Origin of the sequence: Streptomyces olindensis (assembly GCF_040645895.1) — a bacterium.
Lineage (GTDB): Bacteria > Actinomycetota > Actinomycetes > Streptomycetales > Streptomycetaceae > Streptomyces > Streptomyces olindensis.
Map to the genome: position 1 here is coordinate 40080 of NZ_JBEYZD010000035.1, position 17156 is coordinate 57235.

Genomic DNA, 17156 nt, shown 5'->3' on the forward strand with positions numbered 1-17156 from the left:
GACAACGCCGCCGTTGTGGCGCGGGCCCCGGTCAGGACGCGTCCAGCACGTCCTTCTGGGCCTGCGCGATCTTCTCCAGCACCGCCGCCACGTACTCCTCGGTCCGCTCCTTGTCGACACCGAGTCCGCTGAGGACGCCTTCGCCGTTCTCGTGCTCCAGCAGGGCGAGCAGGAGGTGCTCGGTGCCGATGTAGTTGTGACCGAGGCGCAGGGCCTCGCGGAAGGTGAGCTCCAGGACCTTCTTGGCGGCCTGGCCGTACGGCACGAGCTCCGGGGCCTCCTCGACCGCCGGCGGCAGGGCCGCCCGCGCGGCCTCGCGGACCGCGTCGAGCGAGACGCCCTGGTCGACGACGGCCTTCGCGGCGAGGCCCTCGGGCTCGGCGAGCAGTCCGAGGACGAGGTGCGCGGGCGTGCCCTCGGCGTTGCGCGCGGCCTTGGCCTCGCCGTGGGCGGCCATGACGACGTTCCGGGCGCGGACGGTGTACCGGCTGAAGCCCTGGCTCGGGTCGAGGTCGGCCGACTCCTTGGGCACGAAGCGCTTCTGCGCGGCCTGCCGGGTGACGCCCATGCTCTTGCCGATGTCGGTCCAGGAGGCGCCGGACCGCCGTGCCTGGTCGACGAAGTGGCCGATGAGGTGGTCGGCCACGTCGCCCAGGTGGTCGGCGGCGATCACGGCGTCCTGGAGCTGGTCCAGGGGCTCGTCGTGGACCTTCTTGATGGCGGCGATGAGGTCGTCGAGACGGACGGATGACGTGGGTTCGGGGTTCGTCATGTGTCAACCGTAGGTTGCGCCCTCAGGGCTGTCAACCTTGGGTTGACACACCGAAAAGCTACTTGGGTGAGGTCGCCGCCAGCCGCAGCGCCAGCCCCGTGAACACCGTCCCGGAGACGATGTTCAGCCAGCGGTTCACCCGCGCGCTGCGCCGGAGGAAGGAGGCCAGCCGCCCCGCGAGCAGCCCGACACTGCCGTCCCACAGGAAGCCCATCACCACGAGCGTGACGCCGAGCAGCAGCAACTGGCCCTGGACGTGGCCGAGGGAGGGGTTCACGAACTGGGGCAGGAACGCCACGTTGAAGAGGATCACCTTGGGGTTCAGCAGGTTCGTGATCGCGCCCTGCCAGAACGCCCGCCGCATGCCCGACCCCGTGGCGCCGGCCTCTTGCCCGCCCGGCACCGACCGGTCGCGGAAGGCCTTCACCGCCAGGTAGAGCAGATAGGCCGCGCCCGCCCAGCGCAGCACGTGGTACAGCGTCGGCAACGCCGTGAACAGGGCCGACAGGCCGAGGGCCGCCGCGACCGCGTGCACGAGCATCGCGCACGCCACCCCGAAAGCGGCCATCACCCCGGCGGTCGGCCCGCCCCGGCCGCCCATCGCCACGATGAACATCATGTCGGGGCCGGGGGTGATGCACAGCGCGAAGGCGGCGACGAGGAACGCCGCGTAGAGAGACATGTCCACCATGGGGCCATGCTCGAAGCCCCGCCCCGCCCGATCGACCCAATTCCGGGGAGTGAGACGCACCAGGCCACGGCCACGGCCGCGGGAGCGCGGGAGGCGGCGTGGCACCATCGGCCCGTGAGTACGTCCACCACCGTCGACCGCGCGTTCGAAGCCGCCCTGTACGAGACCGGCGAGACGGCCCTCGACACCGGCGCGTCCCTGCTCGCCTCCGACCCGGCGGCCGACGCCGAACTGGCCCGCCGCGGCGAGGAGTTCCTGGCCGCGGCCTGGCGACGCGGCTGGCAGCCGGCCGACGTCGTGCGGATCGTCCGGCGCGAGCTGGACGACGTCCACGTGCTGCTCGCGGCGGAGCTGATCCGCGCGCAGGCGCCGCACGACCGTCCCCGTGGCCGCCGCTGGAGCGCGCAGCTCGCCGACCTGCCCGCCGGCGCCCCGCCCCGCACCGACCGCTTCTCCCACGCCACGGCCGTACTGGAGCTGTACCGCCTGCTGCTGCGCCTGCCCGCGCTGGAATCCCTCGACGAGCCGTCCGGCGAGGCGAGGCCCGAGTCGCGCATGCTCACCCGCATCCGCGCCCTGCTCGCGAAGGCCGAGGCGACCGGGTTCCCGGAGGAGGCGGAGGCGCTGAGCGCCAAGGCGCAGGAGCTGATGGCGAGGCACAGCGTCGACGAGGCGCTGCTCGCGGCGCGGGCGCCCTCGCCCGACACGCCCGGGGCCTGCCGGATCGGGGTCGAGCCGCCGTACGAGCAGGCCAAGGCGGTGCTGCTGGACGCCGTCGCCACCGCCAACCACTGCCGGGCGGTGTGGAACGAACCCCTCGGCTTCGCCACCGTCGTCGGCTTCGAAACGGACCTGGAGGCGGTCGAACTCCTCCACACCTCACTCCTGGTGCAGGCCACGACCGCGATGACGAAGGCGGAGGCGGCCCAGCGCGCCGGAGGCCGCAAACGCACCAAGGCGTTCCGGCAGGCCTTCCTCGCGGCCTACGCCCACCGCATCGGCACCCGCCTCGCGGCCGCCGCCGAGACCCAGGTGACCGACGACCTGCTCCCGGTCCTCGCCTCCCGCGAACTCGCCGTCACGGGGCGGCTGGACCGCATGTTCCCGGAGACGACCACCACCCGGCTGCGCGGCGTGCGCGACGAGGCGGGCTGGACGGAAGGCGCGCAGGCGGCGGACCGGGCACAGATGCGCCACCGGCCGCCGCTGCGCTGAGCGGCCGTCAGTCGCCGGCGGACTCGAAGCCGCTCACCGTGGCCCGCGCCTGGCCGCCGTCGTCCGGCCGGGCGACCGGGCCGTAGGACCACTTGAGTTCGTGCGCGTCCTTGGGGGCGCCGGGCAGGGTGAAGGACGCCGCGTGCACGACGAGGCTCTTCGCGGGGTCGGCCTCGCCGCGGACGTAGGTGATCGTGAAGGACGTGGTGGCACCCTTCCCGAGGGTGAGCGGCTGGGCCTGGGCGCCCTCCTCCGGGAGCACGTTGGTGGTGCTGCTCTCGGCCAGGAGGTCCACGGCCGGGAAGCCCTTCAGGGTGCACTCCGCGCCCTTGTTGGTCAGCGTCACGGTGACGGTGCCGGTGTCCCCGGCGGCCGGGGCTGCGCCTGCCCCGACCTCGACGCCCAGGTCGGACAGTGCGCAGGCCGAGCCGTTACCGGGATCCGCGTTCTTCGCGTCGTCGCCCGAGGCGCCTGAGGTGCCGGAGCCACCGTCGTCGCAGGCGGTCAGCAGGAGGGTCGCGGCGAGGGCGGCGGCCAGGGTGAGGGGCAGGGTGCGCATGGAGTCCTCTGGGCGTGGTGAACGGGAGCGGCTTCGCTCCCCGGATCATCACGCACGCGGGTGCCGCCCGGGCACCCACCCCCTGCGAATCCCCCGAACGCCGGACGGGCCGCGGCGCCCGAAGGCGGCCCGCGGCCCGTCCGTTCGCGTCGGCGTGCCGCTATCCGAGGCTCGCCGTGGGCAGTCCGGTCGGCATCCTGCCGCCCTCGGCCTTCGTGTACGTCTCCGCGCCGAGCCCGCCCTCCCAGGTGACCTTCAGGCTGCTCTTGTTCACGGAGTCGACCATGCCGGTCGCCCGGTCCTTGGAGCCGTCCGTGCACTTCAGGCGGATCATCCGCATCCCGGACTGCTCACCCGCGGTGCCGCTGCACACGCTCCCGCCGGTGGCGAACAGCGCGGCCTTGCTGCCGGTGATGACCAGCGCCACGGCCTTGCCGTCGGTCGTCGCGAGCCAGCTGCCCGCCAGCTCGTCGGAGGCCGCCCCGCCGGAACCGGACCCGGAGTCCGAGCCGGAGTCCGAGCCGCCGGTTCCGGCGGACGCCGTGGCCGAGGGGCTGGGGGACGCCGAGTCGTCCCCGGAGCCGCCGTCGCCGCTGCACGCCGTCAGCGCCAGCGCGCCCACCAGCCCCGCGGCCACCGCCGCGACGCGCACGGCGCCGGAGCGACGCCAGAACATCACCGAAGTCACTGCAAGCCCCCAAGCTGTAGCCGGCCGACCCGGACGGAACCCGGCCGGCCCCCTGGCCGGAACGATCGCAGCAAGCTACCAGGGGCCGTCAAGAGCCCCCGGGGGAGCCTGTCACCAGGACGACTTCCGCACCCCGGGCAGATACCCCGCGTGCGCCTGCTCCCGCAGACTCACCCGGGACAGCCCGAACGCCCGGAAGTAGCCGCGCGGCCGGCCGTCCACCTGGTCGCGGTTGCGCACGCGCGTGGCGCTCGCGTCCCGCGGCTGCCTGCGCAGCTCCGCCTGCGCCGCGAGCCGCTCGGCCTCCGTCGACGAGGGCCGCCGGATGATCTCCTTCAGCTCGGCCCGCCGGGCGGCGTACCGCGCGACGACCTCCTGCCGCTTGTCGTTCTTCGCGATCTTGCTCTTCTTGGCCATCAGACCTTCACTCCCCGGGCGCGGATCCGGGCGACGGCCGCCTCGATCCCGATCGTGTCGACGGTCTTGATCGCCCTGGCGCTCAGCCGGAGCCGTACGTACCGGCCCTCGCTCGGCAGCCAGTAGCGCTTGGACTGGATGTTGGGGTCGAACCGGCGGGACGTGCGCCGGTGGGAGTGCGAGATGCGGTTGCCGAAGCCGGGCTGGGTGCCGGTCAGCATGCAGTGCGCGGACATGGTGGTGACGTACCTCTCTGGCTCAGGTGGTGTAAATGGAATTCATTTTCAGTAGCATAGCGGCATGGCACGCAACGAACTCCGCCCGGTCATCAAGCTCCGGTCCACCGCCGGGACCGGCTACACCTACGTGACCCGCAAGAACCGTCGCAACGACCCGGACCGGCTCACCCTGCGCAAGTTCGATCCGGTCGTCGGCCGCCACGTCGACTTCCGAGAGGAGCGCTGACCATGCGCCAGGGAATCCACCCCGAGTACGGGCCCGTCGTCTTCCGCGACCGTGCCGCGAACTACGCCTTCCTCACCCGCTCGACCATGACGAGCGAGAAGACGATCGAGTGGGAGGACGGCAACACCTACCCGGTCGTCGACGTCGAGATCTCCGACGTCAGCCACCCCTTCTACACCGGCACCGCCCGCGTCCTGGACACCGCCGGCCGCGTCGAGCGCTTCGAGCGCCGGTACGGAAAGAAGGGCTGACCCGTGGCTGCCCCTCCCGCTCTCCCCGTCGTGATCGTCGGCGGACTGCACGCCGACGCCCGCAGGGCGGCCGTGGCGCGGCTGCTCGCCGACGTGCCCGGCAGCGTCGTCCTCCACCACGACCTGGCGACGGCCGCCGCGGGCACGGTCGTGCGGACCGTCCGGGACGCCGGCGGCATCCTCGACGCGGGCGAGGCGCCGCTCGTCAACGACTGCGCCTGCTGCGCCCTGCGCGAGGACCTGGTCCCGGAGCTGGAGCGGCTCCAGGACGCCGGCGGCACCCGGCTCGCCGTCGTCGAACTGTGGGACTCCGTCGAGCCGAAGGCGATGGCCGAGGTCGTCACGGCCGGCGGGCTCACCGTCACCGGCGTGATCACCGCCGTCGACCCGGCCCTGGTCCTGCCCTACCTGGGCAACGGCGACGACCTCGCCGAGGGCGGTCTCGCCGCGGCGGCCACCGACCAGCGCACGGTCGCCGACACCTTCGCGCGCCAGCTGGAGTACGCCCCCGTCCTCGCGGTCGCCGAATCCCCGGAGGCCGACGACGAGGACCGGGAACTGCTCGCGCAACTGCACCCGACGGCCCTGCGGGTGCCCATCGGGCAGGACACCCCGGCCGCCCCGGACGGCGACGGCCTGACCGTGCCGACCCCGCGTCTGCGCCCGCTCTCCCCGCTGGCCCGGGCGGCCTTCGCCGGCTTCGACGTCGAGGCGGCCGCCGCCGCCCAGCACCCGGCCTGCGCGCTGCTGCCCGCCGAGGCCGACGCCCACGGCGTCTCCACCCTGGTCTGGCAGCAGCGCCGCCCCTTCCATCCGGAGCGGCTCTACGCCGCCCTGGAGGACCTGACCTGCGCGGCCGCCCGCAGCCGGGGCCGGTTCTGGCTCGCCGACAAGCCCGACACGCTCTTCCACTGGGACGCCGCGGGCGGCGCCCTGTGCGTGGAGAGCGCCGGGCCGTGGCTGGCCTCCCTGCCCGACGCGGCCTGGGAGATGGTCCCGCCGGTGCGCCGCGCCGCCGCCGCGCTGGACTGGCACCCCGAGCACGGCGACCGCGGCCAGCACCTCGTCTTCACCTCGCCCGGCCTCGACCGGGACGGCCTGGAGCGGCTGCTGGAGTCCTGCCTGCTGACCGACGCCGAGTACGCCGCCGGGCGCGACGCCTGGCAGCGGCTGCCGCACGCCTTCGACACCCTCCTGGAGGTCTGACCCGACATGCCCCGCAAGCCCGAGCGCAAGCCCGCCAAGAACCGGCCCAACCCCCTGGACCAGGCGGGCATCACCTACATCGACTACAAGGACACCGACCTGCTGCGGAAGTTCATCTCCGACCGCGGCAAGATCCGCAGCCGCCGCGTCACCCGCGTCTCCGCCCAGCAGCAGCGGCAGCTGGCCCGGGCCATCAAGAACGCCCGCGAGATGGCGCTGCTGCCGTACTCCAGCCGCTGAGCGCGATTCGTCCGGGTGAGGTTCCCCACGCTTGACGCGTGGGGGACCTTCTGACCGTGGAACGGCCGGTCCGCGCGCCCGCCCCCGGGACGCCTCCGGACCGGCTGCGTGCCCGGTCGGCGCCGTGCCCCGGACATCCGGCGGACCGCCACGCAGTCCCGTCGTACGGGCCGTCACGTGCCGTGCGCGCACCGGGGATCCGGCGATGGTCCGACCCCGGCACCGGCTCCCCGGACGACCTCCCGGTCCTGCGCACGGCCCATTTCTCCCTGCTCCCGGCCGGTGTCCACCGCTTCCGTTACGACGGCCGGCCGGCCCTTCCCGAGCCGCACAGCCGCCCGCTCCCGCCACCGAGCGGATGCTCCGCCTCCACCGGACCTCCGCCGAACCCCCCGACTTCGGCGCGGGCTTCCGGGAACGCCCGGCGGGCAGGCGCCGTCAAACAGGCAAGAGCTTCGGTAAAGCGGTCGTCAAAGCTGTAACCACGGGACCACCCCGCGTGCACGTGCATCTGCCCATGCATCTGCACATGAACAGGGCTATGATCCGGGTCAGTTGACCACTGCATCAATGGCCACACCAGCCAGTGCACCACCGGGGAGCGACCTGTGGACCACGACGTGTACAACGGGATGGCGGCCGCCAGGCTGCACGGTGTGGCCTGGCAGAAGAGCCGGCACAGCAACTCGCAGGGCTCGTGCGTGGAGTTCGCCCGGCTGCCGGGCGGTGACGTGGCCGTGCGCAACTCGCGTTTCCCCGACGGGCCCGCGCTGGTCTACACCCGCGCGGAGATCGAGGCGATGCTGCTCGGCGTGAAGGACGGCGAGTTCGACCACCTGGTCGGCGGCTGACCGCCGGACGGGCCCCGGGTATCCGGGCCACCGGCAGCGGCGCGCGCCGTGACGCGCGTAGAACCGCGGCGCCAGGAAGCGCCGCGGCCTTCTCATTCCCCGTGCGGTCCCGATCCGGCCCGGGGCAGCCGGAACAGCGCCCAGACCACCTTGCCGCTGAGCGCGCCCGCGAGCGGGTGCCAGCCCCAGCTGTCGCTGAAGGAGTCGACGAGGAACAGCCCGCGGCCCGACTCGGCCGAGAAGTCGTCGGTCTCCCGGGCGACGGGGCTGTCGTGACTGGGGTCGCGCACCGCGCACACCAGACGCTCGGTCCACCGCATCAGATGCAGCCGTACCGGAGGCTCCTGGCCGGCGGCACACCGGCCGCTCGCCGGCAGGCCGTGCCGCAGGGCGTTGGTGACGAGCTCCGAGACCACCAGGCAGACGTCGTCGAACCGGTCGCCCATGTCCCACTGGTCCAGGGTCCTGCGGGTGAACTGCCGGGCCTCGCGCACCGCTTCGTAGCGCGCGGGCAGCGCGCAGGAGGCGGCGTCGGACACGGCCGCGGGATCCAGCGGCGGAAGGCCCTGCCGTAACGGCTCGAGCATGGTCGATCCATTCGTCCCCATGCGAGGCACTCCCGGGAATTCGCGGTCGGTGCGATGCGGCGGTGGTGCGGGACCATGGTTTCGGATGCGTACAGCAGATGCAAGGGCAGATGCACGTGCAGCTGACCGGAATGGGGCGTCCCGTACCGCTTGTTGGTCAATTTTTCCGTCATCTTCACGTCCCCGTCCGGCCGTTCACTTGCCTCCTTACTGGATTCCACGCGCGTGCGTCCCCTGGCCCGATTCCGTTTCCGTAACCGGACGAGTACTGCTCGGAGTGTTTTAGTGGCAGACTTCGGCCCCTGAAGACGTTGGGGAGGCTGGCGAACGTGAGCGCGGGAGAGCCGGGATCGGTGGTGCGGCGCATGCTGCTCGGATCACAACTCAGGCGACTGCGTGAGGCGCGGGGCATCACGCGCGAGGCGGCGGGCTATTCGATCCGCGCCTCCGAGTCGAAGATCAGCCGGATGGAGTTGGGCCGGGTGAGCTTCAAGACCAGAGACGTCGAGGACCTGCTGACCCTGTACGGCATCACCGACGAGCAGGAGCGCGCCTCGCTGTTGTCCCTGGCGAAGGAGGCCAACGTCGCGGGCTGGTGGCACAGTTACTCGGACGTGCTGCCCAGCTGGTTCCCCACCTACGTCGGCCTGGAGGGCGCCGCCTCGCTGATCCGGGCCTACGAGGTGCAGTTCGTGCACGGCCTGCTGCAGACCGAGGCGTACGCGCACGCGGTGGTCCGGCGCGGCATGCAGGGCGCCAGCGAGGCCGACGTCGAGCGGCGCGTGGCGCTGCGCCTGGAGCGGCAGAAGTACCTCGTCGACGAGAGCGCGCCCGACTTCCACATCATCCTGGACGAGGCCGCGCTGCGCCGCCCGTACGGCGACCGCGAGGTGATGCGCGGCCAGCTCCAGCACCTCATCGAGATCTCCGAGCGGCCGAACGTGCGCCTGCAGGTGATGCCGTTCAGCCTCGGCGGCCACTCCGGCGAGAGCGGCGCGTTCACGATCCTGAGCTTCCCGGAGTCCGACCTCTCGGACGTCGTCTACCTGGAGCAGCTCACCAGCGCGCTGTACCTGGACAAGCCCGAGGACGTCGCCCAGTACGAGAAGGCCCTGAAGGAGCTCCAGAGCGACAGCCCGGGCCCCTCGGAGAGCCGGGATCTCCTCCGGGGGCTCCTCCAACTCTCCTGAAGCCCCCAACTCGCCTTAAACATCAGTACGATGACATGTGATCAGATCGTGAAGGCGCGATCGAGGGTCTGCTAGGGATCGAGGGATCACATGTCGTCGTCCTGCTTCACCGACCTTGCACAGCAGTACATCGACGGTGAATGGCGCCCGGGCACCGGCTCCTGGGACATCATCGACTTCAACCCGTACGACGACGAGAAGCTGGCGTCGATCACCATAGCCACGGCCGACGAGGTCGACCAGGCGTACCGGGCCGCCGCCCGCGCCCAGAAGCAGTGGGCCGAGACCAACCCGTACGCCCGTCGCGCCGTCTTCGAGAAGGCCCTCAGGCTGATCGAGGAGCGCGAGGCGGAGATCTCCGAGGCCATCATCGCCGAGCTCGGCGGCACGCGCCTGAAGGCCGCCTTCGAGCTGCACCTCGCCAAGGAGTTCCTGCGCGAGGCGGTGCACCTGGCGCTGGCCCCCGAGGGCCGGATCATCCCCTCCCCGGTGGACGGCAAGGAGAACCGCGTCTACCGCGTGCCGGTCGGGGTGGTGGGCGTGATCAGCCCCTTCAACTTCCCGTTCCTGCTGTCGATCAAGTCCGTCGCCCCGGCGCTCGCGCTGGGCAACGCCGTGGTCCTCAAGCCGCACCAGAACACCCCGGTCGTCGGCGGCTCGCTGGTGGCGAAGATCTTCGAGGACGCGGGGCTGCCCGGCGGTCTGCTGAACGTCGTCATCACCGACATCGCGGAGATCGGCGACGCCTTCATCGAGCACCCGGTCCCCAAGGTCATCTCCTTCACCGGCTCCGACCAGGTCGGCCGGCACGTGGCGACCGTCTGCGCCCGCCAGTTCAAGCGGGCCGTCCTCGAACTGGGCGGCAACAGCGCGCTGGTGGTCCTCGACGACGCCGACGTCGACTACGCGGTCGACGCGGCGGTCTTCAGTCGGTACGTCCACCAGGGCCAGGTCTGCATGGCCGCCAACCGCGTCCTGGTCGACCGGTCGATCGCCGACGAGTTCACCGAGAAGTTCGTCGCCAAGGTGAAGACCCTCAAGGCGGGCGACCCGCGCGACCCGCAGACCGTCATCGGCCCGGTCATCAACTCCTCGCAGGCGGACGCCGTCGCGGGCGTGGTCGAACAGGCCCTCGCCGAGGGCGCCACGGCCCTGGTGCGCGGCGGCCGCACCGACAACCTCGTCGAGCCCTCGGTCCTGACCGGGCTGCCCGCCGACTCGGCCCTGCTGCGGCAGGAGGTCTTCGGCCCGGTCGCCTTCCTCGTCCCGTTCGACGGCGAGGAGGAGGCCGTACGCCTCGTCAACGACACCCCGTACGGCCTGAGCGGCGCCGTCCACACCGGGAACGTCGAGCGGGGCGTCGCGTTCGCCAAGCAGATCGACACGGGCATGTTCCACGTGAACGACGGCACCGTGCACGACGAGCCGATCGTGCCGTTCGGCGGCGAGAAGCACTCGGGCCTCGGCCGGCTCAACGGCGACACGATGCTGGACTCGTTCACCACGACCAAGTGGATCTCGGTGCAGCACGGCCGGAGCGGCTTCCCGTTCTGACGGCGTTCCGACATCGCTCCGTCCTTCTACGACTGGGGGAGGCGGGCACCGCGGCTCTCCGCGATCCTGCGGACGTCCGTGAGTGCCTCGCTCATCCGGGCGAGCAGGAAGCGGAGTTGCGCGGGCGTCGCCCCCGGGTCGGCGAGCATGTCGGCCGCGTGGTCGAGGAGACCACCGGCCATGCCGAGCTGCACGCTCTCGACGGTGTCGGCGACCCGGGAGACGTGTCCGGTCCCGTCGGTCACGAGATAGCAGGGCTTGCCGCCCGTGCCGGCCCAGGGCAGCAGCCGGGTCTCGGCCTCGCCGCCGCCCGTCACTTCCTCCCCCTCGTCTCCCGCACGGGCATGCCCAGCGAGCCGAGGCCGATCCCCGGCGGCACCGCCGTCGGCGCCGAGCGCGGGACATGACGTCCCATATGGCGGACGGTCCGCCCGATCGCGCGCAGAACCCTCACCTGTCATCAACTCCCTGTGTTCGGCGGTCTCGCTTTGTGTAGCGAACCGCTCACACTCTGACGCCGGTCGGGCTAGCCTCGCCAGAGAGACGCAGGTGACAGAGCTTTTGTCACAAGGGAGTTGATCCGATGGGCACGATCTACGGCGACTGGCTCAAGGAACAGCGCGAGGCGGCGGGCCTGACGCAGCAGCAGTTGGCGGACCGGGCGATCATGACGCGTTCGCACATCGCCCACATCGAGGCGGGGCGGCGGGTGCCGTCGAAGGAGGACGCGCGGCGCCTCGACATGGCCCTGAACACGGGAAACGTGCTCAGCAGCTTCCTGCCGCAGGACGATGACGTATCGATCGCCGAGTACTTCGAGAGGGTGCGCGTACTCGAACAACAGGCGTCGTCCATCCACGAGTTCGCCCTGGCGTACTTCCCGGGCATCCTCCAGACGAAAAGGTACGCGCGTGCGGTTCTGGGCGCGGCGTTCCCCCCTGTGAGTGAAGAGGAGTGTGACAGGCGCGTTGTCACACGCCTGGAGCGCGCAAGGATCCTCGAAGACCCCGTGAGTCCCGTAGTGTGGGCGCTTTTGGACGAGACGCTGCTGCGCCGTCCCGTGGCCGACGGGGATGTCATGGCCGAGCAGTTCATGCACGTCGTTGGTCTCGCGGAGGCTGGACGTATCCGGGTACATGTGCTGCCGTTTGGGGTGGGTCATCATCCGCTGGTGCACAGCATGCTCACGCTGATGTCGTTCGAAGACCAGCCGCCGCTGGCGTACACCGAGGGCGGATATATGGGGAAGTTGCACGACTCCCCGTCCATGGTCCGACAGTTGCAGCATCGCTACTATCTCGCGCTGAGTGACGCAATGCCGATGAAGGACTCACTGGCCCTGCTCAGGGCCACTGCGAAGGAGTATGGGCAGCATGACTGAGCACACCATCCCGAACGCGGCCGCGCTGCGCGGCTGGCGCAAGTCGTCGTACAGCGACAACAACGCCGGTAGCTGCCTGGAAGTCCTCGATACCCACCCCTCCGGCATACCGGTCCGCGACTCCAAGAACCCCCACGGCCCCGCCGTGATCGTCCCGGCGCCCGCGTGGTCGTCGTTCGTCACGGCACTGAAGGACGGGTCCGTTGCGGACAGAAGCTGACCGCAAGCCCTCGTAGCGTCGTCGGTGTCAGGGGGAGAGGCCCCCGGGCCCGACGAAAGGCGGCGGTCATGGTCACTCACGTTCCCGCGGAGGCGCACGGCGACGAGCGCGGAGCGCTCCTGTCCTTCATCGCCGAGCAGCGCGGCGGCATCCGCCGTGCCGTGCTCGGGCTGACGGACGAGCAGGCGGGCTCCCGCCCCAGCGCGAGCGAGCTGTCCCTCGCGGGGCTGGTGAAGCACGTCGCCGAGGTCGAGCAGCTGTGGGTGTCCCTGGCCAAGGGCGAGCCGCCGGCCGTCGTGCGCGACCAGGACAACTGGCACGAGTGCTTCCGGCTGGTCGAGGGCGAGACCCTCGCCGCGCAGCTGGCGTACTGGGAGCGGGTCGCCGCCGAGACGGAGGACTTCATCCGCTCGGTGCCGAGCCTCGACGACACCTTCGCCCTGCCGGCCCAGCCCTGGTTCCCGCCGGACGGGCGCGTCTCGATGCGCTGGCTCTGTCTCCACCTGATCCGCGAGACGGCCCGGCACGCGGGACACGCCGACATCATCCGCGAGTCGCTGGACGGCAGGGCGGCCTTCGAGCTCGTGGCCGAGGAACAGCGGGTGACCGCCGCGGCCTAACCTGGACCGCATGTCAGCGATCCGACTCCTCGTGCTCGGCGCGGTGCGCATGCACGGGCGGGCCCACGGCTACCAGGTGCGCAACGACCTGGAGTACTGGGGCGCGCACGAGTGGTCCCACGCCAAGCCGGGATCGATCTACCACGCCCTGAAGCAGATGGCGAAGCAGGGGCTGCTGCACGCGCACGAGATTGCTCCCTCCACGGCCGGCGGCCCACCGCGCACGGAGTACGAGATCACCGAGCAGGGCACCGACGAGTACTTCCGGCTGCTGCGGGAGGCGCTGGTCACCTACGACCAGCGCGGGGACGTGAAGACGGCCGCGGTCGGCTTCATCGTCGACCTGCCGAGGGCGGAGGCGGTCGCGCTGCTCAGGGAGCGCACGCTGCGGATCGAGCAGTGGCGGGCCTCCGTCCTGAAGGACTACGTGCCCGAGGAGGGGCCCGCCGGGCTCGGCCACATCGGCGAGATCATGAACATGTGGGTCCACACGGCCGACTCCGAGGCCGAGTGGACCCGCGGCCTGATCCGGCGCATCGAGGGCGGCGCCTACACCTTCGCCGACGAGGGGGAGCCGTTCGTCGGCGTGCTGGCCGAGGACGAGGAGAACCCGTACGCGACGGGCGAGCGGCATCCCGGGGACGCGCTCTGATCAGTGATGGAACCCGGTCGCCGCGTCCTTGTCCCGGGTGAGGGGGCGCGGCTGGCGGCGCAGTTCCGGCAGCAGCCGTTCCAGGTCCTGGGCGAGCAGGTCGGCGAGGTCGGCGGAGAAGCCGTTGCGGCACACCACCCGCAGCACGGACAGGTCCTCGCGGTGCGGCGGGAAGGTGTACGCGGGCACCAGCCAGCCGCTCTCGCGCAGCCGCCGGGACACGTCGAAGACGTCGTAGGCGGTGACGTCCGGCGCGGTCGTGAAGGCGAACACCGGCAGCTGGTCGCCCCGGGTCAGCAGCCGGAAGTCGCCGAGCGCCTCGACCCGCGCGGCCAGCCCCGTGGCCACGTCCCGCGCGGCCTGCTGCACGGCCCGGTAGCCGTCCCGGCCCAGCCGCAGGAACGTGTAGTACTGCGCCACGACCTGCGCGCCCGGCCGGGAGAAGTTCAGCGCGAAGGTCGGCATGTCACCGCCCAGGTAGTTCACCCGGAACACCAGCTCCTCCGGCAGCGCCTCCGCGTCCCGCCACAGCGCCCAGCCGACGCCCGGGTAGACCAGCCCGTACTTGTGCCCCGAGGTGTTGATGGACGCCACCCTCGGGAGCCGGAAGTCCCACACCAGGTCCTCGTCGAGGAACGGCGCGACCATGGCGCCGGACGCCCCGTCCACGTGCACCGGGACGTCCAGCCCGGTCCGTTCCCGCAGTGCGTCCAGCGCGGCGCACAGCTCGGCGACCGGCTCGTAGGAGCCGTCGAACGTGGAGCCCAGGATGCCGACGACCCCGATGGTGTTCTCGTCGCACAGCTCGGCGGCGGCCTGCGGGTCCAGGTGGAACCGGTCGCCCTCCATGGGCACCAGCCGGGCCTCCACCTCCCAGAAGGTGCAGAACTTCTCCCAGCAGACCTGCACGTTGACGCCCATCACCAGGTTGGGCCGGGCCCCGGGGTACCGGTCGGCGTTGCGCCGCGCCCAGCGCCGCTTCAGGGCCATCCCGGCGAGCATGCACGCCTCGCTCGACCCGGTCGTCGAGCACCCCACGGCCGCCGCCGGATCGGGCGCGTGCCACAGGTCGGCCAGCATCGCCACGCAGCGCCGCTCCAGCTCGGCCGTGCGCGGGTACTCGTCCTTGTCGATCATGTTCTTGTCCCGGCACTCCGCCATCAGCACCCCTGCCTCCGGCTCCATCCAGGTGGTGACGAAGGTGGCGAGGTTCAGCCGGGCGTTGCCGTCGAGCATCAGCTCGTCGCGCACCAGCTGGTGGGCGGTGGCCGGGGCCATCGGCCGGTCGGGGAGCCGGTGCGTGGGCGGGGCCTCGGCCATGTCGCCGACCGGGTTGGCCGGGCCGTAGAAGGGATTGACGGACAGGCGGTGTCCGCCGGGCCGGCGGGGGCCTTCGTTGAGCGGCAAGGGAGCCTCCGTAAAGGGGATGGGCGGGTTATCGGACCGGTGTGCCGTCCGGGCGCAGCTGCATCTGCGGCCGGCCCGTCACCAGCAGCCAGGCCGGCAGCGAGGCGATGCAGAGCAGGGCGATGACCCCCGGCGAGGCGACCAGCACCGCGGCGACGAAGAGGCTCACCCAGCCCTGCCGGGTGATGGCCAGCAGCACCCCGAGCACCCCGGCCGACACCCCCACCGAGGGATGCACCCCGGACACCAGGGCGTGCGCGCACAGACCGAGGGCGGTGCCGGCGAACACGGCCGGGAAGATGCGCCCGCCGCGGAATCCGCAGGAGGCGGCGACCACCAGCGCGGCCAGCTTCACCACCGTCAGGACGGCGAACTCCCCGGCCGACCGCCCCTGAGGGTCGTGCGCCAGCACGGCGATCTCGTCGAGCCCCTTGAACAGCGTCAGATGGCCGCCGAGGGCCGCCAGCACGCCCAGCACGGCCCCGCCCGCCGGGAGCATCAGCATCGGGTGCCGCAGCCGCCGGAAGGCCCCGTGGACGTAGGGGAAGGCGCGCACGGCGCCCATGCCGAGCAGCGCGCCCGCCGAGGCCACCACGAGCGCCGCCGCCAGGTCGCCCCAGCCCGGCCGCCCGAAGGACGGCAGGTCCAGGTCGAAGCTCGGGTGCTCGACGAGGGTGGCGGTCAGGGCACCGGCCGCCGCGGCGGTCAGCGGCGCGAAGAGGTTGTCCCACAGCAGGCCGCGGGTCTCCTCCCGGGCCAGCGCCTCGGAGATCACCAGGGCGGCCGCCACGGGGGTGCCGAACAGCGCGCCGATCGTCGCCGCCTCCGCCAGGGCCGGCCACATCCGGCCCGGGGCGCGGGGCAGGGCCCGGCCGCCCAGCCAGACCGCCAGGCCGACGTTCACGGCGATGATCGGGTTCTCGGGACCGAGGCTGGGCCCGCCGGCCAGCATCAGCGCGGTCGCCAGCAGCAGCCCCGGCAGCACCACGGGCGGCAGGACGGGCGCGTCCAGACCGACGGTGGCCGGATCGGGGCCGGCGTGCCCCGGCACCTTCCACACCACCAGCCCGACCGCCGCACCGGTCGCGACCAGCATCACGAACATCCACACCACGGAGTACCGGCCGATCCCCAGCGCGTCCGGCAGCGGCCCCCACAGCAGGTCCTGGAGCTCCTCGGCGGCGACGCTCACCCCCACCAGGACCAGGCAGGAGAGCACCCCGACCGCCACGGCGGGCAGGATCGACGGCAGCAGCACGCGCGCGGGGGTCGCGGGGGTGACGGAGGGCGCCCGCTGCTCGCTGTCCTGGACCACGGGCACACGATAAAGGGATCAAACGGCACAAACGGGAAACACGCTTGCACCTCACGCGACGTGAGGCCCGACCGTGGAGCGCGAGAGGAAGAAGGGAGCGGAAGTGAGCTACTCCGTGGGACAGGTCGCGGGCTTCGCCGGCGTCACGGTGCGCACCCTGCACCACTACGACGCCATCGGCCTGCTCGTCCCGAGCGAGCGCAGCCACGCGGGCCACCGGCGCTACGGCGACGCGGACCTCGACCGGCTGCAGCAGATCCTGTTCTACCGGGAGCTCGGCTTCCCCCTCGACGAGGTCGCCGTCCTGCTCGACGACCCGGAGGCGGACCCGCGCGCCCACCTGCGCCGGCAGCACGACCTGCTGACCGCCCGGATCGAGCGGCTGACAAAGATGGCGGCGGCCGTGGAGCACGCCATGGAGGCACGCACGATGGGCATCAACCTCACGCCCGAGGAGAAGTTCGAGGTCTTCGGGGACAAGGACCCGGAGCGGTACGCCGACGAGGCGGAAGCGCGCTGGGGCGGCACCGACCAGTACGCCGAGTCGCAGCGCCGCGTCGCCCGCTACACCAAGGAGGACTGGCAGCGGATCCAGGACCAGAGCGCCGACTGGGGCGAGCGCTACGGCGCCCTGATGGCCGCCAGCGAACCGCCCGCCGGCGAGGCGGCCATGGCCCTGGCGGAGGAGCACCGGCAGCACATCTGCACCTGGTACTACGAGTGCTCCTACGACATCCACCGCGGCCTGGGCGAGATGTACGTCTCCGACGAGCGCTTCAAGGCGTTCTACGAGTCGATGCGCCCCGGCCTCGCCGAGCACCTCAGGGACGCGATCGCCGCGAACGCCGCCCGCCACACCCGCTGATCGCCGGCCC

At 72.0% G+C, this 17156-nt stretch carries 23 protein-coding genes; 13 read left to right on the top strand and 10 right to left on the bottom strand.

The window, feature by feature from the left end; all coding sequences use genetic code 11:
* Nucleotides 1–31: 31 nt before the first annotated feature.
* Nucleotides 32–772, bottom strand: a complete 741-nt coding sequence (locus tag ABZ948_RS22800; protein WP_359762267.1) for a Clp protease N-terminal domain-containing protein — start codon at nt 770–772, stop codon at nt 32–34.
* A gap of 58 nt (nt 773–830) precedes the next feature.
* Nucleotides 831–1463: a LysE family translocator gene (locus ABZ948_RS22805; protein WP_359762269.1), complete on the bottom strand. Its 633-nt coding sequence runs from the start codon at nt 1461–1463 to the stop codon at nt 831–833.
* Between the two features lie 114 nt (nt 1464–1577).
* On the opposite strand from ABZ948_RS22805, the gene ABZ948_RS22810 reads away from it, so the two are divergent.
* A complete protein-coding gene (locus tag ABZ948_RS22810) occupies nt 1578–2678 on the top strand; it encodes a DUF2786 domain-containing protein (RefSeq protein WP_359762271.1) in 1101 nt (366 codons plus the stop codon).
* A 7-nt stretch (nt 2679–2685) separates the two neighbouring features.
* On the opposite strand, the gene ABZ948_RS22815 is transcribed toward ABZ948_RS22810, so the two are convergent.
* From ABZ948_RS22815 to rpmB, 4 genes are all read right to left on the bottom strand, one after another.
* Nucleotides 2686–3237, bottom strand: coding sequence for a DUF4232 domain-containing protein (locus ABZ948_RS22815; protein ID WP_359762273.1), 552 nt, complete (start codon nt 3235–3237; stop codon nt 2686–2688).
* A 160-nt stretch (nt 3238–3397) separates the two neighbouring features.
* The gene (locus ABZ948_RS22820) at nt 3398–3913 is read right to left on the bottom strand and encodes a hypothetical protein (protein ID WP_359762275.1); all 516 of its coding nucleotides are present in this window, start codon (nt 3911–3913) and stop codon (nt 3398–3400) included.
* A 123-nt stretch (nt 3914–4036) separates the two neighbouring features.
* The gene (rpsN, locus tag ABZ948_RS22825) at nt 4037–4342 is read right to left on the bottom strand and encodes a 30S ribosomal protein S14 (RefSeq protein ID WP_031115923.1); all 306 of its coding nucleotides are present in this window, start codon (nt 4340–4342) and stop codon (nt 4037–4039) included.
* Nucleotides 4342–4578, bottom strand: coding sequence for a 50S ribosomal protein L28 (gene rpmB / locus ABZ948_RS22830; protein ID WP_031115922.1), 237 nt, complete (start codon nt 4576–4578; stop codon nt 4342–4344). The genes rpsN and rpmB overlap by 1 nt, the downstream gene beginning before the upstream one ends.
* A gap of 64 nt (nt 4579–4642) precedes the next feature.
* On the opposite strand from rpmB, the gene rpmG reads away from it, so the two are divergent.
* The 5 genes from rpmG (at nt 4643) to ABZ948_RS22855 (ending at nt 7355) form a co-directional block, all read left to right on the top strand.
* A complete protein-coding gene (gene rpmG / locus ABZ948_RS22835; RefSeq protein WP_010044249.1) occupies nt 4643–4807 on the top strand; it encodes a 50S ribosomal protein L33 in 165 nt (54 codons plus the stop codon).
* A gap of 2 nt (nt 4808–4809) precedes the next feature.
* On the top strand, nt 4810–5058 hold the full coding sequence (locus ABZ948_RS22840) for a type B 50S ribosomal protein L31 (RefSeq protein ID WP_031115921.1): 249 nt from the start codon (nt 4810–4812) through the stop codon (nt 5056–5058).
* Nucleotides 5059–5061: 3 nt separating this feature from the next.
* Nucleotides 5062–6264, top strand: a complete 1203-nt coding sequence (locus ABZ948_RS22845; RefSeq protein ID WP_359762279.1) for a CobW family GTP-binding protein — start codon at nt 5062–5064, stop codon at nt 6262–6264.
* Between the two features lie 6 nt (nt 6265–6270).
* The gene (gene rpsR / locus ABZ948_RS22850; protein ID WP_114254543.1) at nt 6271–6504 is read left to right on the top strand and encodes a 30S ribosomal protein S18; all 234 of its coding nucleotides are present in this window, start codon (nt 6271–6273) and stop codon (nt 6502–6504) included.
* A gap of 632 nt (nt 6505–7136) precedes the next feature.
* Entirely contained in the window at nt 7137–7355 is a 219-nt protein-coding gene (locus ABZ948_RS22855; protein ID WP_359762346.1) for a DUF397 domain-containing protein, read from the top strand.
* A gap of 92 nt (nt 7356–7447) precedes the next feature.
* On the opposite strand, the gene ABZ948_RS22860 is transcribed toward ABZ948_RS22855, so the two are convergent.
* On the bottom strand, nt 7448–7942 hold the full coding sequence (locus tag ABZ948_RS22860; protein WP_359762281.1) for an ATP-binding protein: 495 nt from the start codon (nt 7940–7942) through the stop codon (nt 7448–7450).
* A 353-nt stretch (nt 7943–8295) separates the two neighbouring features.
* Here ABZ948_RS22860 and ABZ948_RS22865 point away from each other — a divergent pair, with 353 nt between their 5' ends.
* Both ABZ948_RS22865 and ABZ948_RS22870 read left to right on the top strand, forming a co-directional pair.
* Nucleotides 8296–9132 (top strand): Sco1979 family transcriptional regulator, encoded by an 837-nt coding sequence (locus tag ABZ948_RS22865; RefSeq protein WP_494487295.1) that lies wholly within the window; start codon nt 8296–8298, stop codon nt 9130–9132.
* A 90-nt stretch (nt 9133–9222) separates the two neighbouring features.
* Entirely contained in the window at nt 9223–10686 is a 1464-nt protein-coding gene (locus tag ABZ948_RS22870) for an aldehyde dehydrogenase family protein (protein ID WP_359762283.1), read from the top strand.
* A gap of 26 nt (nt 10687–10712) precedes the next feature.
* Here ABZ948_RS22870 and ABZ948_RS22875 read toward each other — a convergent pair whose 3' ends face one another.
* Nucleotides 10713–11003, bottom strand: coding sequence for a hypothetical protein (locus ABZ948_RS22875; RefSeq protein WP_359762285.1), 291 nt, complete (start codon nt 11001–11003; stop codon nt 10713–10715).
* Nucleotides 11004–11269: 266 nt separating this feature from the next.
* Here ABZ948_RS22875 and ABZ948_RS22880 point away from each other — a divergent pair, with 266 nt between their 5' ends.
* From ABZ948_RS22880 to ABZ948_RS22895, 4 genes are all read left to right on the top strand, one after another.
* Nucleotides 11270–12067 (top strand): helix-turn-helix domain-containing protein, encoded by a 798-nt coding sequence (locus ABZ948_RS22880; protein ID WP_359762286.1) that lies wholly within the window; start codon nt 11270–11272, stop codon nt 12065–12067.
* Entirely contained in the window at nt 12060–12287 is a 228-nt protein-coding gene (locus tag ABZ948_RS22885; RefSeq protein ID WP_359762288.1) for a DUF397 domain-containing protein, read from the top strand. The genes ABZ948_RS22880 and ABZ948_RS22885 overlap by 8 nt, the downstream gene beginning before the upstream one ends.
* A gap of 68 nt (nt 12288–12355) precedes the next feature.
* Entirely contained in the window at nt 12356–12907 is a 552-nt protein-coding gene (locus ABZ948_RS22890; protein WP_359762290.1) for a DinB family protein, read from the top strand.
* A gap of 10 nt (nt 12908–12917) precedes the next feature.
* Nucleotides 12918–13559 carry a PadR family transcriptional regulator gene (locus ABZ948_RS22895; protein ID WP_359762291.1) on the top strand — a complete coding sequence of 214 codons (642 nt, stop codon included), beginning with the start codon at nt 12918–12920 and terminating at the stop codon, nt 13557–13559.
* Here the strand turns inward: ABZ948_RS22895 and gad are convergent, their stop codons facing one another.
* Nucleotides 13560–14966 (bottom strand): glutamate decarboxylase, encoded by a 1407-nt coding sequence (gad, locus tag ABZ948_RS22900; RefSeq protein ID WP_359762293.1) that lies wholly within the window; start codon nt 14964–14966, stop codon nt 13560–13562.
* A 28-nt stretch (nt 14967–14994) separates the two neighbouring features.
* The gene (locus ABZ948_RS22905) at nt 14995–16281 is read right to left on the bottom strand and encodes an ion channel protein (protein WP_359762295.1); all 1287 of its coding nucleotides are present in this window, start codon (nt 16279–16281) and stop codon (nt 14995–14997) included.
* A 103-nt stretch (nt 16282–16384) separates the two neighbouring features.
* Here ABZ948_RS22905 and ABZ948_RS22910 point away from each other — a divergent pair, with 103 nt between their 5' ends.
* On the top strand, nt 16385–17146 hold the full coding sequence (locus tag ABZ948_RS22910; RefSeq protein WP_359762297.1) for a MerR family transcriptional regulator: 762 nt from the start codon (nt 16385–16387) through the stop codon (nt 17144–17146).
* Nucleotides 17147–17156: the final 10 nt, after the last annotated feature.

Bases quoted from the DNA above. Each gene is read 5' to 3' on its own strand.
- ABZ948_RS22800 (WP_359762267.1), bottom strand. From the start codon at position 772: ATGACGAACCCCGAACCCACGTCATCCGTCCGTCTCGACGACCTCATC.
- ABZ948_RS22805 (WP_359762269.1), bottom strand. From the start codon at position 1,463: ATGGTGGACATGTCTCTCTACGCGGCGTTCCTCGTCGCCGCCTTCGCG.
- ABZ948_RS22815 (WP_359762273.1), bottom strand. From the start codon at position 3,237: ATGCGCACCCTGCCCCTCACCCTGGCCGCCGCCCTCGCCGCGACCCTC.
- ABZ948_RS22820 (WP_359762275.1), bottom strand. From the start codon at position 3,913: ATGTTCTGGCGTCGCTCCGGCGCCGTGCGCGTCGCGGCGGTGGCCGCG.
- rpsN (WP_031115923.1), bottom strand. From the start codon at position 4,342: ATGGCCAAGAAGAGCAAGATCGCGAAGAACGACAAGCGGCAGGAGGTC.
- rpmB (WP_031115922.1), bottom strand. From the start codon at position 4,578: ATGTCCGCGCACTGCATGCTGACCGGCACCCAGCCCGGCTTCGGCAAC.
- rpmG (WP_010044249.1), top strand. From the start codon at position 4,643: ATGGCACGCAACGAACTCCGCCCGGTCATCAAGCTCCGGTCCACCGCC.
- ABZ948_RS22840 (WP_031115921.1), top strand. From the start codon at position 4,810: ATGCGCCAGGGAATCCACCCCGAGTACGGGCCCGTCGTCTTCCGCGAC.
- rpsR (WP_114254543.1), top strand. From the start codon at position 6,271: ATGCCCCGCAAGCCCGAGCGCAAGCCCGCCAAGAACCGGCCCAACCCC.
- ABZ948_RS22855 (WP_359762346.1), top strand. From the start codon at position 7,137: ATGGCGGCCGCCAGGCTGCACGGTGTGGCCTGGCAGAAGAGCCGGCAC.
- ABZ948_RS22860 (WP_359762281.1), bottom strand. From the start codon at position 7,942: ATGCTCGAGCCGTTACGGCAGGGCCTTCCGCCGCTGGATCCCGCGGCC.
- ABZ948_RS22870 (WP_359762283.1), top strand. From the start codon at position 9,223: ATGTCGTCGTCCTGCTTCACCGACCTTGCACAGCAGTACATCGACGGT.
- ABZ948_RS22880 (WP_359762286.1), top strand. From the start codon at position 11,270: ATGGGCACGATCTACGGCGACTGGCTCAAGGAACAGCGCGAGGCGGCG.
- ABZ948_RS22885 (WP_359762288.1), top strand. From the start codon at position 12,060: ATGACTGAGCACACCATCCCGAACGCGGCCGCGCTGCGCGGCTGGCGC.
- ABZ948_RS22890 (WP_359762290.1), top strand. From the start codon at position 12,356: ATGGTCACTCACGTTCCCGCGGAGGCGCACGGCGACGAGCGCGGAGCG.
- ABZ948_RS22895 (WP_359762291.1), top strand. From the start codon at position 12,918: ATGTCAGCGATCCGACTCCTCGTGCTCGGCGCGGTGCGCATGCACGGG.